Raw genomic sequence first — 15158 nt, forward strand, 5'->3', positions numbered from 1 at the left:
CTATTTCCACCCCTTGTTCAAAATATCTAAGAAATTATTATTTGGTGAAAGCACGAATTTAGTATTATTTTCGGCAAATGATTTACTGTAAGCGCTCATAGAGCGATAAAAGTTAAAAAACTCTTCATCAACCTTAAATGCCTCATTATAAATTCTAGTTGCTTCAGCATAACCACGACCTCTTATTTCATGCGATTCTTTTGCTGCACTAGCAATAATTCCCCTTTTTAATTTATCAGCTTCTGATCTAACTTCCTGCCCAGCTTGCTCTCCTTCTGCTCTAATTTCTTTTGCTTCTTTTTCCCTTTCAGTTTGCATACGGCGAAATATTGCAGAACTATTTTCTTCTGGTAAATCTGCTCTCTTAATTCTTACGTCTATTATTTCTATGCCAAATTTTTCAGCTTCAGAATAAACTCCACGCTGAATCAATTGCATAACCTCTGATCTTTTTTCATTTAACAAACTGATCAACGAAAATCTGCCTATATTTTCTCTTATGTGTGCTTCTATAACCGGATATAATCTTCTAACCAGCCCTGATTCATTCCTCACAGCCTGGTAAAAAGCAACAGGATTTGTTATTTTATATTTTGCATACGCATCTACTATAATACGTTTTTGATCCGCTGTTATCACTTCCCTTGGGATCTTATCAGGACTTAAATCTAAAACTCTTTTATCAAGAAACTCTACACTATTTATGAATGGTAACTTAAAATATAAGCCACTTTCCCTAACATCTCTTACAACTTTACCGAGTTGTATAACTATCGCTTGTTTTGTTTCTTCTACAATAAACATCGAGTTAGATAAAGCAATCAATAAAACAACAAATATGAAAACAAAAACGATTTTAATATTACTACTCATGGTTATTTTCCTAAATTTGTAAGAGGTAAATAAGAAAACATACCTTTCAGATCATCAGTTACAACAACTTTGTCTACCTTACTGAAAATATTTTCCATAGTTTCAAGATAAATACGATTCTTAACGAGAGAAGGATTCTGTCTATATTCCTCATAAAGAGATAAAAAGCGATTTGCATTACCTTTTGCTTCATTTATTACTTCATTCTCATATGCCTCTGCATCTAGTTTTATCTTTATCGCCTCACCCTTTGCTCGAGGTATAATATCATTACTATAAGCATATGCTTCGTTTATAGTACGCTCTTTGTCTGCACGAGCGCTTTGTACATCTCTAAACGAACTGATTACTTTTTCTGGTGGATCAATTTTTTTCATTTGAACAGATAAAATCTCTATGCCCATTTGGTATCCATCAAGAATCTGCTGCAATAGAATTCTAGTATCTCTAGAAATTTCTGGTCTGCCTTGACCAAGTGCAAAAGAGATCGTGTTTTTACCTATTATTTCTCTCATGGCACTTTCGGCAGCATTTTTAACACTGAAACCTGGTTTGTAATCCCGCACTTTGAATAAATAGTCCTTAGCATCTCTAACGCGCCACTGAACCTCGAAGTTAACGTTGACTATATTTTCATCTCCAGTTAGCATCACACCTTCACCGCGATCTGTATCTCGTCCATAAGAACCGCTTACACCAATTTCTTCACGATTTACTTCCTTAACGTTCACTTTAAAAACCTTACCAATAGGATAGGGAAAGTGATAGCGCAAACCAGATGTTTCTGTATCAGAATATTTGCCAAAAGTAAGTTCTATGCCTTCTTCGCTAGGATGAACAATATAAAAGCCAGTACAAACATAAAGCAGCAAAATAATGAAAATGATGAAATAAGGTTTTTTGCCTCTATTTCTGGTGAAGCCATTAAAAAAGCATCTTATATCAGACATAGCTTTACTTAAAATATCTTCATTATTGGAACCTACCGATTTCTTTCCAAGATTCCAAGGATTATGCTCATCCATAAAAATTATTGATTTTATAACTAATACGCTGATATTACTTAATCTTATCAAAAAATGCAAAACTATTTTATTTACAAATTAATTATCAGAGCGAAAGGTATGATCATACACTGCCTTTTCCCTGTATGATATGGTCGATTCTACAGAATTTGCTGGCTTTTGAATTCCTTATTGTCATTCTTGAGATGCACTACGTCTTCGTGAAAACTACTATGATTTTTTAATAATAAAAACGCTAGAATTGTAGTAACTAGTAAGATGAACGCTCTTTTTCTATACCTCATACAATCTTGACATTAATGCCAATAAGCCAAATTTCGCTTATCTTTCAACAGAGTTAAAAGACAGGACAAGTATCTTTAGTCTATATTAACTCAATTTTGTTTACAGTCTTAGAGGTAGCATTGTGCAAGTAAATAGATGTAGATATTGCTAAACAAAAATATGACAATTTCTCACCTCCGCTCAAACAATTTTTCAATATCACTTAGTTTCACTTCTATATAAGTTGGTCTGCCGTGGTTGCATTGTCCAGAATGTGGCGTTTTTTCCATTTGCCTCAATAATTCATTCATTTCCTCTAATTTCATCTTCCTACCTGCTCTAATTGATCCACGACAAGCAATTGTGGCTAGTATTTTATTTACTTTATCTTCTATAGGCAGTGTATCCTCTATTTCTGTTAATCTATCCACTACATCAATGAGCATCTCCTTCACATCTATTGCTCCTAAGATTGCAGGGACTTCTTTTACTATGACCTTATTTTCTGATTTAATTTCAATATCAAAACCCATTTCGAAAAGCTTATCTTTATAAATTTCAATCATCTCCATTCCAGCTCGATTATTGATTTTAACTGTTTCAGGCAAAAGCAATTTTTGTCTTTTTATACTTGATTTTTTTTTTAAGCACTCGTATACTAACCTTTCATGGGCTGCATGCTGGTCTACTATAATTAATTTGTCTTTTACCTCGGCAATAATATAAGTGTTATAGACTTGACAGTGTGCAAACCCAAGGGGATAGTCCTCTATCAAATCAGTTTGTTCCCTTTCTAGAACTATAGTTCCTGCTTGTGGTAGAGACTTTTGCATACCAGTATAATCAAACGATTTTGAATGCTCTGACAAGCTTTTTACCTCTACATTTGGAGAAGTAAACTCTCTCATTAACTGATTTTCAAAAGGACTTATTTTCCTTTCATAAAATTCTTTTTGAGTATCAAAACTCTCTGTTGTTGAAATAATTGGACCACATGCTGGAATGATATCAGAGGTACCTATTCTTGTTGATAATATTTTTATTAGCCCTCTTCTCACTATTTCATACATTAGCCTCTTGTTCTGAAATCTTACCTCTGATTTGTTTGGATGCACATTTACATCTACTTGATCATACGGTATCTCTAAGTGCAGCGCTGCAAAAGGATATCTATCACTTGGAATAAAGTCGTGATACGCATAACGAATCGCACCAACAAGTAGATTGTCCTTAATAGGCCTTCCATTGACAAACGTATGGACCATATCAGACTTACCACGATTGACAGTTGGTCTACAGATGTGTCCTGTGAGTTTAATGCCGTCTTCTTCTTCGTTAATTTCCAGGAATTATCCTGAAATTCCTTCTCTACTTCACACAGTCTGCTAAATAACGAAGCATGCTTAGCATATTTCAGAAGCTTTTTATTCTCGGAAGTAAGAGTAAACCCAATACTATAGTTGATCATCGCTAAATTATTTACGATATCAATGATGTTCTGCGTTTCCGCCCTTTCAGTTTTTAAGAATTTTAATCTATTGGGAGTAACAAAAAATAAGTCTCTTACTTCAATATGTGTGCCTTTTAATAAAGAACAAGGTGTAACCTCTCCTATTTTTTCTCCCCCCTCATAGCTTATAGACCATGCTTCATCTGCCCCATTTGCCTTAGACAATAACTTTATTCTACTCACTGCTGCAATTGAAGGCAAAGCCTCTCCTCTAAAGCCAAGGTACTTGATTTCTATTAATTCACTATCACTTAATTTTGAAGTAGCGTGACGCGTAAACGCAAGTTTTAAGTTATTCTTCTCTATTCCACTTCCATTATCCATCACAGTAATAAGATTGCGCCCACCACTCTCTATTTTAATTTCTATCTCTGAAACTTCCAGGCATTTTATGCCATTTTCCACTAATTCCTTTACTACGCTTGCCGGCCTTTCTACTACCTCTCCTGCTGCTATACGATTTATAGTTTTCATGTCTAAAAGGATTATTGCCATAAGCTCATTATAATGTTGGTTTCTCTTTTACTGCTTTGGTCTGTTTTTCTCTCCATTTTTTTAATCTACCTGCAATTTCACTGTTAGAAATCGATAATATGGATGCTGAAGTAATTGCAGCATTGCATGCCCCACTCTCGCCTATAGACATTGTTGCAACTGGAACACCCTTTGGCATCTGCACTATAGATAACAGACTATCTAGCCCATTTAATTGCTTGCTGTGCACAGGAATACCAATAACAGGTAAATAAGTAAGCGACGCAGTCATACCAGGCAAATGAGCTGCCCCTCCTGCACCAGCTATAATAACCTTAAAGCCTTTTTCTTGAGCAGACTTAGCAAAATTAAAGAGTCTCTCTGGTGTTCTGTGTGCGGATATTATAAATACATCATGTGAAATTTCCAATTCTTTTAATAAATTAATAGCATGAACCATAGTGCCATAATCCGATTCGCTTCCCATAATTATAGCAACATCTTTTTTCATTTTTGCTGTATTCAACATAATTTTATTTACTAACTAAATAGTGTTTCAGAAGCAACAAATATTTAAATTACATTGCGAATATAATATGGCATTCTCATTAAATAGAAATTTTGAAAATTGAAATTAATCTCTAATAAAAATATAGAGGTACAAATTTCTGATGTAAGAGTCTGCTCATAGTCTTTTCAGAAACAAAGCGATGGAAGCCAGAAGAAGGTTTGTAGGCTAGTATTGAGTTTTCGCTCGCCACAGTCTTCTACATTTTTCCAACCAAGCAAAAAATAACCCATCTTTTGGTCCACTGACAACCACTTTTTAGAATGTATAGCACTCCACAGAATATGCCATACAAATCAACTTTTCTTGGTCTTGTTTTCTTCCTGCTGCTCTCCAGTATTAGCCTGATTTTTTCAAATTGCTCTCGACTTATATCACTTGTTTTGCATAGATATACCTCATTCTTAATCTATGCTTATTTTACCTCATCATCTAGAGATTCTTAACGGGTTCTTACAGCGCTATGCCGTTGTCACATAAATTGCATATTTGTCTATCAACTGCACTAAAATCTTTTTACATAGCCTTTTTTTTTGCCATTATCTGCGTTTAATACTTTGAGTACCAATTATGTATAAGCTGTTTCCGACCATTGTTTCTTCGCAACTACTTCTTTCATGCTCCAAAACACTTTTTTTACTTCCGCTATGCTTTTCACTTCATTTTTTAAAATAATCTTGCCATTTTGGAAACTCTGTTAGCCCACTCAAAGTAACTTTTTAGAACCTATAACACTCCACAAAATACACTATAAGTCTTTTTGGTTCTGTTTTTTCTATAGAGCTCTGCTCAACTCTTTCCCTACTTATCTTACTTTGTTTTCATGATTTATATACTCTATCCCTGACCTTATTCCTTTCTTGAAACCATATACAATCTCTAAAACGAGTTTGTAAAATGATTATTTCTATATTTTAAACTTTATAGTTTTAATTTATTCTTTCTATTAGTGATTTTTTTAACAAAATAATAATTTAAAATTACTAGTATTTTGATAGAGATATAGTCAACTTAAAATTTTAAGATCAGTATATCATTATAGTTATTGACAAATTATATAATATTAATATATTGGTATATTAAATATTATGATATAATACTTAATAAAGCTAATTGATATGTGAGAGTAAAAATTATGGAAATAATATCATTAAACAATCTGGATAGTACAGAAATAAAAGCAAAGTTGCTTTACATAATAAACAAAATTGTAGAAAAAAATACTTGGACTCAAGCTTGTGCGGCTGAGAAACTTGGTATTGATCAGCCAAAGGTGTCACAAATTAAAAATGGTAAAATAGATGGTTTTTCTTTAGAAAGACTGTTAGGGTTTTTAAGAAAGCTTGATCATGAAATAACAATTACAATAACAGAAAATCAAGCAGTAAAAGCTAAAACAGAAAAAGTAGAATATGGAGTTGCATCTCAATAGATACGCAGTTGACATCTTATTTTTTGTGATATAGTATAAAGCTTATCAAGGTGGTGTTTTATGGTTGAATCTATTGTAGAAAAGTGTGTAGAACAGGTGCATAACCGTTTTAAATTGGTTCTGCTGGCAAGTCAAAGAACGCATGATTTAAGTACAGGGACAAGCGATCCAGTTCAAATGGTTAAGTTTAAAGGGCATAAGGACACTATAGTTGCTTTATATGAAATAGCAGAAAAGAAGGTAGATACTCATGAATTGTTTAACCTTTTGGTGAAAAGGTGCAAGGAGTACATGAAAGGAAATATGAATAATGCTTACAGTCGTAGTCCAAGTAAGCTAGCGAGTTTGTTAAATTTTTCTGATCATCAATTTAACACAGATCTTGATATAAGTCAAGGAAGCCAAGATGATGAAATAGATGATCAAGATAGCGGTGAAGAAGTACCAATTTAGAAATCTGCAGAGGTTTATAGTTTATAAATGATTAGCATTGCTATCTATGCACTTTTGTCCTGTATGAGTGTAATGTTATGTTGTATAGTGTTTAGATCAAGTGATGTATACAATAAGATTTTAGCATTCAATAATTTTTCAACGCAAGTAGTTTTACTCATAACAGCAATATCAATCATTCTTAACAATTTCTTTTTAATTGATATAGCACTACTGTATGCTAGCATTAGTTTTATATCAACTATAGCACTAATGAGATTAATGTTGTTTTGATAATTTATGATAGCATCCATTCTCATATTTTTAGGTGTTTGTTTAGTAGTCATTTCAAGCGTAGGAGTAATAGTATTTCCTGATTTCTATACTAGACTACATGCTGCAGGTATTGCAGATTCTAGTGGCGCAATGTTGTTGTTGATTGGTTTTGCTTTGCAAAATAAATTTTCAATCAATACTATTAAAATTATATTATTGATTTTTATAATATGGATAGCCAATTCAACTAACAGTTATATTTTAGCGCGTACTCATTATAAAAGTAAGGACTATTCAAGAAGATTAAGATGCTGGAAATATTAAATCTAATATTACTTTTGCTGTTACTCACGGTTACTATTTTTATAGTCCTTTCAAAACACTTAGTTGTAAGTGCTGTTCTAATGTGTGTATTTAGTTCACTTATTGCACTTATATACTTGATTATGAATGCGCCCGATGTTGCAATTACTGAAGCTTCTGTCGGTGCAGGACTGAGCACAGTCTTTACGTTTGCAGCACTCTCTTTGATAAAGAATCACGAAGTAAACTTATCTCATAGCCCCATAACACTTTTTTTTATGTTGGTTTTAACTGCATGTTTATCATACTTTATGATTCAATTGCCAGGTTTTGGCAGTCATGATGCTCCAGTCCATTTGCATGTTGCTCCTTATTATATAGAAAATACTGAAAAAGCTACTGGTATTCCTAATATAGTGACAGCTGTTTTAGCAAGCTTTCGTGGCTATGACACGTTTGGAGAAACTATAGTAGTTTTTACTGCTGCACTTTGTGTAATATTAAAGGAAGAAAAAGAAGGTGATTAAAGATCCGATATTAAGTGTAGTAACATTTTTGATGATACCTTTTATCACTTTGTTTGGTTTATACATACAATTTCATGGTGACTACACTCCAGGTGGAGGTTTTCAAGCAGGAATAATTATTGCCTCTGGGATAATATTATATTCAATGTTATTTGGCATATCTACAACTTTAAAAGCAATACCTTACTCTGTGATCAAATTTACTAACGTGCTAGGTATTTTAACCTATGGGGGAACGGGTATTATAACAGTTTTACTTGGCCAAAATTTTTTATCTTATAATATATTATCAACTAATAATAGCACAGGTCAAAAATTGGGTATTTCTTAGTGGAGCTGGGTGTAGTATTTACCGTCTGCTCTTCCATGCTAATCATATATATAAGTTTTGCTCGTAGGAAAAAACAATGACCCTATATAATTATATAATCATTACTATATTAATGGTGCTAGGTTTGTATATTATTATAAACGATAAAAATTTAATCAAAAAAATGATAGGGTTAAGTGTCTTACAAGCATCTATTTTGTTATTTTACATATCTCTCGGATACATAAAAAGTTCTTTGCCTCCTATATTGACTTCAAATTTTTATTTATATAGCAATCCTATACCTCACGTTTTAATGCTTACTGCTATAGTGGTTGGAATTGCAACATTTTCAGTTGGATTGTCCATAGCAGTAAGAATGGAGGGAATAATTGATTAAGAAGAGTGTGTATAAATTAACAGTATCTTAAACTATATGAAGTAGCAAATAACTCTGAATTAAGAATAAAACTATAAGCTTGCTCATTGTAAGTTTATTTGATAATAAGAAATAAACTTTTAAACTATAAAGGTAATGATGTCAACTATTAATGATACAGAAGATAGAAAAAAAATTATCAGAGCTCTTGTAACTAAAGGTATAAGGAAGGGTGGTTTTATCACCTTTGATGATATAAATGATAAGTTGTCAGATGAAAATTTTTCATCTGATTTTATAGATGATACTATATCTTTATTGCAGGACTCTGGAATTAACATACTTGAAAGTAGCGAAGATGAGGAAGAAGCTCTTTCTAACAGTGATAGTAGCAAACTTGATGATAACGAGACATCGTTGAATACTAATGCAACTTTAGTGCAAAATGATGATCCAGTAAGGATTTATTTGCAAGACATGAGCTCTGTAAAGCTTTTGTCACGAGCAGATGAAATTGAGATAGCAAAAAAAATTGAGTCTGGAAAGCATAACATGTTATGTGCAATAATTGAAACATCAGCGGCATTCAATATGATAAAAATGTGGCGTGATGATTTAAGTGGGGGAACTTTTTTACTGAGAGAAATTATAAATCTGGATGCAATTTATAATTCTGATTTTAATGTGGTACCCAAAGAAAAAAGTGAAGCTGAGGATATTCCTGAAGATGCTAAAGACTGTGTTGATGATGATGAAAAGGGAAATGAGAGTGAAGATATAAGTTCAGTGAATTTAAATATTTCTGTTCTTGAAATGGAAAGTGATTTATTGCCAAAGGTTATAATGGCATTGGATGAGATAATCACTTTAACAAATGAGGCATTGATATTGAAAAAAAATTCTAAAAGTTTCTCTAGTGAGCTAGAAAACTTATATAATCAAATATGGTCTCTAGCATTACAAGTTAAGTTTAGTGATGCTGCTATTGCAAGAATTACACAAAAACTTTACGAAATAAATAGATTAATTGTGCTTGAAGAAGCTAATCTTATTGCTGAGGCTAGAAAGTACGATATTGATAGAGAAAGTTTCTATAATGTTTATGGTGATGTACTTTTAAAGCACGAGTTGAGAGAGATAAGTCTTCTAAAGATCAATGAAAACCAGTCTTCTTTTACAGGTAAATTAAAAAATAAATTCTTAAGGTTTATAAACGATAACTATGAGCATATAGCTAGTGCCTTAAGCAGTATTAAGCATCATGTACAAGGAGATAACGTGCAAGAGTTTAAGAAGCTAATCAAGAGAATACAAAAACACGAACGAGAAGTCTCTGAAGCAAAACAAGAGATGATTAAGGCTAACTTAAGGCTAGTGGTTTCGATTGCTAAAAAGTATTCAAAAAGAGGTCTTGCTCTGCTTGATTTGATACAAGAAGGCAATTGTGGTCTTATAAAGGCCGTAGATAAGTTTGATTATAAACGTGGATATAAATTTTCGACTTATGCTACTTGGTGGGTAAAACAATCGATCACTAGGGCAATACCTGAGCAGTCTAAAGTAGTTAGAATACCAGTTCATATGGTAGAAATTATCAGTAAAATCAATAAAGCATTAAGAAAGATGACTCATAGAATGAGTAGAGAGCCAACATTAGAGGAATTAAGTATAGAATTGGAGATGCCGATAGAAAGAATACGCAAAGTTATGAAAATAGCAAAAGATCCGGTAAGTCTTGAAGCTCCAACAGGTAAAGATGATAATAGTACCTTCGGTGATTGTATAGAAGATAAGCGAGTTTCTAAACCAGAGGATGCTGCAATACTTGCTGACTTGCGCGGCATTACGACCAATGTTCTTGCAACTTTAACACCAAAAGAAGAAAGAATTCTAAGAATGCGTTTTGGCCTTGGTAAAGATGGGAAGGAGCATACTTTAGAAGAAGTAGGAAAAATTTTTAATGTAACGCGTGAGAGAATTAGGCAAATAGAGGCAAAAGCACTGCGCAAGTTGAAACATCCAAACCGCGCTAGAAAATTTAGAGGGTTCTTTTAAGTATACGTGTCAAGTTAAGAAGAAGCTGATTTTGCCCGGAAAAAGTGGAGAAAAAGTCAAAGCGTTTTTAAAATAAAACGTTTTTTCAAAAAGGTATGATATGAAGGAAATACACAATAAAGTTTAAAATGGGGGTTGTAAAAAAGTTGCACCGCTATTTTTCTCTTTTTATGAATCTAATGAAACAACATGCTAATCTACGGTAAATATTATGACAAACAAAAATGACAATTCTAATTCAAAGTATAGAAATTTTTATGTTCTGGGTGATAGTTTATCCGATAATGGTGCAATCATTAAAATTTAAAATAACTTATCCTTTGTAAGAAACGTGAAATTCAGTTCCCCCTTTCATCAAGGAAGATTTTTAGTAATGGTCCTACTGCTGTTGAATATGTAGCAAAGTATTTAGGTTTAAAAGAATTTAAGCCGAGATGGAGTTACTCATTTTTTGGCAAATGCCACGAACAGCAAGGTCACAACTATGCGGTTTCATATGCAACAGCATCTGAAATTCTTGACCTTATTTTTTCTTATTTCTTCAATAAATTTCGTTTAGCTAACCAGCTAGATGTGGTAATTAAACATCATCCAGATATAGGTAAAGAAGATTTATTTTGCATCATAATCGGCGGAAATGATATTATGGTTGCCACTGTTTATAACAGTGTTAAAGCAGAAAAAGTATTGAAACAAGCAGTTAGTGAAATATGCAATGCACTTAAGGTTCTAAATGAACATGGTGTAAAGTATGTGGTTGTTGCAAATGCGCCTGAAGTTGGCTTAATACCAGCTTTTAATAAAGATGAAAAAGCAAGAGAGCTAGCTGCAAAGCTCACAAAGAGTTTCAACGCAAAATTAGCTAATAGATTATATGAAGAAAAGTACATGTGAAATCAAAACATTCGATCTTAACTCTAAAATGAAAAGTATGCTTGGCAAATATAAGAGCAAAGGTTTAAATGATCAAGATGCATGCATATCAAACCTTACTATTACCCATAAGTATAAAGTTCAGTAGCAAGCCTCCATCCTTCTGATAAATCAAAGAGACGTCTCCATCCTTTCCAAAGAGTAATGGGGCCTGGTTCTGGGTCATTTTTTCTGGCTAAGTGGCCTCCAAGCTGAGCAATCCATGAAACAACCTCTTTTATAGTAGGAGTTACATTTGGGCATTTGTGTATTTTCGCGTATAAAACTTTCCACTCTTCTTCAGCTAATAAAGTAGTGTTGGATTGGTTCTTGCAATTGTTGTAATAAAAAAAATTCTCCAAGCAATAACACTCATAACCGTTAAATACCTCATTAATCTTTCTGCTGTTTCAAGTCTACATTCTTCAACTTTAAGGCCAGATTTTAAAATTTTATGAAGTATCTCTATCTTCCATCTAAGACAATACCAACTAACCTTTTCAACTGCCTCATTAAAAGTATTAACAGGAAGATTCGTTAAAAGCATCCACTCTAGCGGACTTGCTTCAGGAGGACAGAACAACATAAACTGCATAAAGTGGTAGGTTATATAACTCTTTATACCTTATGTGCCTTTTAGGCGGATCCATCATAAACTTCCCAAACTTAACCTCTAAACATGCTGTTCTTTTTGGCTTATTATCTCTAACAGGGATTTCAATTTCTATTGTACCAATGCTAGAGAAGTCTTCAAAAAATTCCATAATTTTTGTTTATCGTTGGAAAATCTGGATTTTCTATTTATATCTCGATCTTTGGAAGCTCTTACTAAAACTGCTGAGTTAAGATTACGTGCAAGTTCAAAAAATTCATAAATATCTGCCTCTCTATCACATACAGTTATAGCTTCAGTTTTAGTTGAGTCTATAATGCTATCTGTTTTCTTTAGGCTTTCTAGCCACTTTATACTTTCTTTATCTTCAATATGTGCTCTTTTACGATTCCTCTCTTTTAGCTCTTTGGCTTCTTCAGAAACAGGTGGTCTCGAGTAAATTTTTTATTCCTAATGCCAAGCCTTCTGTACTAACAGCAAAAGCTGTATGCAGCATAACACCTTTACTACGTTTTCTTGAGATAATTCCCAACCCACTTGCCATTTTTATACCCTCAATATTTGCAAACTTTAATATTCTAATACTTTATTTATAAGTCCATTTATATTTGTGGGTAATAGTAAGATATCAAACATCACAGACCAGTTTGTGGAAGGGGGATTTAGAAAAAGTATAAAGATACTCTTAAAGTTGATATTTAAAGGAGAGCTTAATATTTACTATAATCCTGGATGGCTTTGTTGAATAGCTAGTGTTATATTGTAAGGAGAAAAGCTTTTCAATATATGGTTACTAACGCATTTTGTTGTAAAATAAGCATTTTTCAAACAAGTATAACTTATGCCGCAAAAAATGAGAGTAAGTAACCAAAGAGAATATAACGAGTTTCTCAAAAAAAGAGGAAATGTTTTTCATTTTGTTAATAGAAAATTGGTATGAAAATAGTCCAAAAGTTGCAGGTACACTTATAGTGGTAAAGTTGTAATTTTAATACACATATCTTTTTAGAATTGGCTTGAGACAAGCTGTAGGTTTTGTAAAAGGTTATATGGTACAAATAGGCAAAAAACTTAAGGTTATCAGCTATACACAAGCTTCCAGAAGATTTAAAAAGCTTAATTTGAAGATTGATGACCATAGAACCAATAAAGATGATTTGGAAAATATTAAAATTGCCGTAGATAGCACTAGAGTTAGTATCTACAATAATAACGGTGGGCATAATACTCGAAAAAGAAAATACAGTGGCTATGGTCAAGTAAGAAAACTACATGTTGTTTTAAACGTAAATGATAAGAATAGTGGTGTTGCTGTGCCGGTCTGCGATATGTTAGAGGAAGTCAGTGATAAATATAACATTTGTTCTATTCGAGCAGATGCGGCTTATGATATAAAAAGTGTGTATAAAGAATGCAGAATATTGTGCCTATTATTCGCCCTAGCTAAAATTTGTTTAGCTATCAGAAAGAAACAAGTAGAATATGAGAATTATGAAGATGGTATTAATGAATGGAAGAAAAAAGTTAAGTATGGAGCACGGTCTTATATTGAAGTCTTTTTCTATAGGTTATTTGGGTTTGGCGGGAGTGTTAAATAAACTGTGTCAAACCAAGAAATAAAAATATAATTGATATAAAAAAACGGAGGTTTGACATGAGTCAAGTAAATAAAACTACCGGTTTGGTAGATTATAAAGATGTCGTCTATACGAGAAGGAAGACCGCTAACAGGAAGAGATGACACCGTTTATAAAAAAGCTGCTTGAGGCAAGTCTGGAAGGTGAAATAGAACACCACTTGTCTGGTGAAAGCGAAGAAAATAATCGAAGAAATGGGAAAAACTTTACGTACAACTCATTTGAGTTGTTAACACCTAGAGACAGGGAAGGAAGCTTTGAACCCCAAATAGTTAGAAAAAGACAAACAACAGAACTTGAAGCAAAGGTCTTAAGCACATTTGCCAGTGGCATGGAGATATAGCGTCACATATTGAGGAAATTTACGATCACAAAATATCGGCGGCAGAGATATCAAGTATTACTGACAAACAGTAATCAACGAATGGCGTAGTCGTCCGCTGCAGTCTGTATATCCGATAGTTTTCATGGTTTTTTAAGGAGTTGTGTAAGTAAATGTATGTATAATATATTAGCAAAATGGCAGAAAAGAAGTTTTATTTAGCTGAAAGTGAAGTTCTGGTTGGGAGTACTAAATGATCTCAAAGAGAGAGGAGTGGAAGATATTCTAATTGCATGTGTAGATGGGCTAAAAAGCTTTCCTGCAGCAATAAACGGTGTGTTCCCTAATGCAGAATGTGTATAGTGCATCAGATACGTAACTCACTGAAGTATGTAGCTAGTAAAGAGTTTTTTGAGTGATTTAAAGAAAAGCTTCAAGTAAGGAAATTGCCGAGAATTATCTGTTGGAATTAGATGAAAAATGGGGCACAAAGTACCCTATAATCTTGGCAGAATAATTGGGAAAACCTATCTGGTTATTTTAAGTATTCCGACCCAGTTAGGAGGATAATCTATACTACTAATCCCATAGAGGGGCTACATAGGCAAATTAGGAAATTCACCAAAACCAAGGGCTCATTTACTAGCATAAATGCCTCGTATAAACAGGTATATTGTGCTATAAAGAAAGCGGAGGAGAAATGGACTATGCCTGTACATGATTGGGCATTGACTATATCTCAGCTCGACATTTTCTTTCCCAACAGATTGAAAATTGAGTTGAATTAAAAATGCAGTTTGACACAGTTTATTTAACACTCCCGGTTTGGCTTGAAAAATAAATCAGAGGTAAATCGTGTGTTAATTAAGTGCTACTTACTGAACAAATTTACTGATATAGGTATGGCTAAATTTAAATTAGCTGTGTAAATTCATTGTGATTTACATGCCTATCAGTGCTATGCAACATAGCCACACCGATTTTGGAACCTGGACAAACTTTGATAATGCTACTTTTCATAAGTCTAATAAGATTTGCTAAAGGGGTTGGTGCAGAAATTTTATATCTGCCTCCGTATTCTCCAGATTTTAACAAAATTGAGCATCATTGGTTTGCTATAAAAAACAGAATCAGGAACTCTATTCACATCTTTTTGTCATGCTGTTGATTCTTCCTTCTTATGACCTTTTTGGACTGTTATGAGAAGGGCTATACTTATGTTTTTATTGTATGTTTCTTTTTTTTC

At 33.1% G+C, this 15158-nt stretch carries 12 protein-coding genes and 7 pseudogenes; 13 read left to right on the forward strand and 6 right to left on the reverse strand.

Going from position 1 to position 15158, the window contains the following annotated elements; genetic code table 11:
* The 5 genes and pseudogenes from hflC to wVul_RS08810 all read right to left on the reverse strand — a co-directional run.
* The gene (gene hflC / locus wVul_RS04915; protein WP_047759415.1) at positions 1-873 is read right to left on the reverse strand and encodes a protease modulator HflC; all 873 of its coding nucleotides are present in this window, start codon (positions 871-873) and stop codon (positions 1-3) included.
* A gap of 2 nt (positions 874-875) precedes the next feature.
* Positions 876-1898, reverse strand: a complete 1023-nt coding sequence (gene hflK / locus wVul_RS04920; protein WP_047759416.1) for an FtsH protease activity modulator HflK — start codon at positions 1896-1898, stop codon at positions 876-878.
* A gap of 455 nt (positions 1899-2353) precedes the next feature.
* A pseudogene (gene mutL / locus wVul_RS04925) lies at positions 2354-4167 on the reverse strand (DNA mismatch repair endonuclease MutL).
* Positions 4168-4174: 7 nt separating this feature from the next.
* Positions 4175-4675, reverse strand: a complete 501-nt coding sequence (gene purE, locus wVul_RS04930; RefSeq protein ID WP_047759417.1) for a 5-(carboxyamino)imidazole ribonucleotide mutase — start codon at positions 4673-4675, stop codon at positions 4175-4177.
* A gap of 280 nt (positions 4676-4955) precedes the next feature.
* Positions 4956-5123, reverse strand: a pseudogene (locus wVul_RS08810) (transposase); the annotation flags it as partial.
* A 726-nt stretch (positions 5124-5849) separates the two neighbouring features.
* Here wVul_RS08810 and wVul_RS04935 point away from each other — a divergent pair.
* The 9 genes and pseudogenes from wVul_RS04935 to wVul_RS09860 all read left to right on the forward strand — a co-directional run bounded on the left by wVul_RS04935 (position 5850) and on the right by wVul_RS09860 (position 11322).
* A complete protein-coding gene (locus wVul_RS04935) occupies positions 5850-6146 on the forward strand; it encodes a helix-turn-helix domain-containing protein (RefSeq protein ID WP_047759418.1) in 297 nt (98 codons plus the stop codon).
* A gap of 60 nt (positions 6147-6206) precedes the next feature.
* A complete protein-coding gene (rpoZ, locus tag wVul_RS04940) occupies positions 6207-6599 on the forward strand; it encodes a DNA-directed RNA polymerase subunit omega (protein WP_047759419.1) in 393 nt (130 codons plus the stop codon).
* A gap of 27 nt (positions 6600-6626) precedes the next feature.
* The gene (locus wVul_RS08815) at positions 6627-6872 is read left to right on the forward strand and encodes a monovalent cation/H+ antiporter complex subunit F (RefSeq protein WP_153295585.1); all 246 of its coding nucleotides are present in this window, start codon (positions 6627-6629) and stop codon (positions 6870-6872) included.
* A gap of 6 nt (positions 6873-6878) precedes the next feature.
* Positions 6879-7178, forward strand: a complete 300-nt coding sequence (gene mnhG / locus wVul_RS08820; protein WP_153295593.1) for a monovalent cation/H(+) antiporter subunit G — start codon at positions 6879-6881, stop codon at positions 7176-7178.
* A complete protein-coding gene (locus tag wVul_RS04950) occupies positions 7163-7684 on the forward strand; it encodes a DUF4040 domain-containing protein (protein ID WP_047759421.1) in 522 nt (173 codons plus the stop codon). The genes mnhG and wVul_RS04950 overlap by 16 nt, the downstream gene beginning before the upstream one ends.
* Positions 7677-8095, forward strand: a pseudogene (locus wVul_RS04955) (Na(+)/H(+) antiporter subunit B). Before wVul_RS04950 ends, wVul_RS04955 begins: the two are co-directional and overlap by 8 nt.
* Positions 8092-8394: a cation:proton antiporter subunit C gene (locus wVul_RS04960; RefSeq protein ID WP_047759422.1), complete on the forward strand. Its 303-nt coding sequence runs from the start codon at positions 8092-8094 to the stop codon at positions 8392-8394. The pseudogene wVul_RS04955 and the gene wVul_RS04960 overlap by 4 nt, the downstream one beginning before the upstream one ends.
* Positions 8395-8532: 138 nt before the next feature.
* On the forward strand, positions 8533-10428 hold the full coding sequence (gene rpoD / locus wVul_RS04965) for an RNA polymerase sigma factor RpoD (protein WP_047759423.1): 1896 nt from the start codon (positions 8533-8535) through the stop codon (positions 10426-10428).
* A gap of 363 nt (positions 10429-10791) precedes the next feature.
* Positions 10792-11322: an SGNH/GDSL hydrolase family protein gene (locus wVul_RS09860; protein ID WP_238580418.1), complete on the forward strand. Its 531-nt coding sequence runs from the start codon at positions 10792-10794 to the stop codon at positions 11320-11322.
* 101 nt (positions 11323-11423) lie between these two features.
* On the opposite strand, the pseudogene wVul_RS04980 reads toward wVul_RS09860, so the two are convergent.
* Positions 11424-12491: pseudogene (locus wVul_RS04980) on the reverse strand (IS4 family transposase); the annotation flags it as partial.
* A 511-nt stretch (positions 12492-13002) separates the two neighbouring features.
* Between wVul_RS04980 and wVul_RS09865 the strand changes: the two are divergent.
* From wVul_RS09865 to wVul_RS09870, 4 genes and pseudogenes are all read left to right on the forward strand, one after another.
* Complete coding sequence (locus tag wVul_RS09865; RefSeq protein ID WP_238580409.1) at positions 13003-13551, forward strand: hypothetical protein; 549 nt, start codon at positions 13003-13005, stop codon at positions 13549-13551.
* A 56-nt stretch (positions 13552-13607) separates the two neighbouring features.
* Positions 13608-14700, forward strand: a pseudogene (locus wVul_RS08825) (IS256 family transposase).
* Between the two features lie 36 nt (positions 14701-14736).
* A pseudogene (locus tag wVul_RS10545) lies at positions 14737-14841 on the forward strand (IS5 family transposase); the annotation flags it as partial.
* Between the two features lie 44 nt (positions 14842-14885).
* Positions 14886-15096: pseudogene (locus wVul_RS09870) on the forward strand (transposase); the annotation flags it as partial.
* Between the last annotated feature and the right edge of the window lie 62 nt (positions 15097-15158).

It is taken from the genome of Wolbachia endosymbiont of Armadillidium vulgare str. wVulC (genome assembly GCF_001027565.1).
In the GTDB taxonomy this organism is placed as follows: Bacteria; Pseudomonadota; Alphaproteobacteria; order Rickettsiales; family Anaplasmataceae; genus Wolbachia.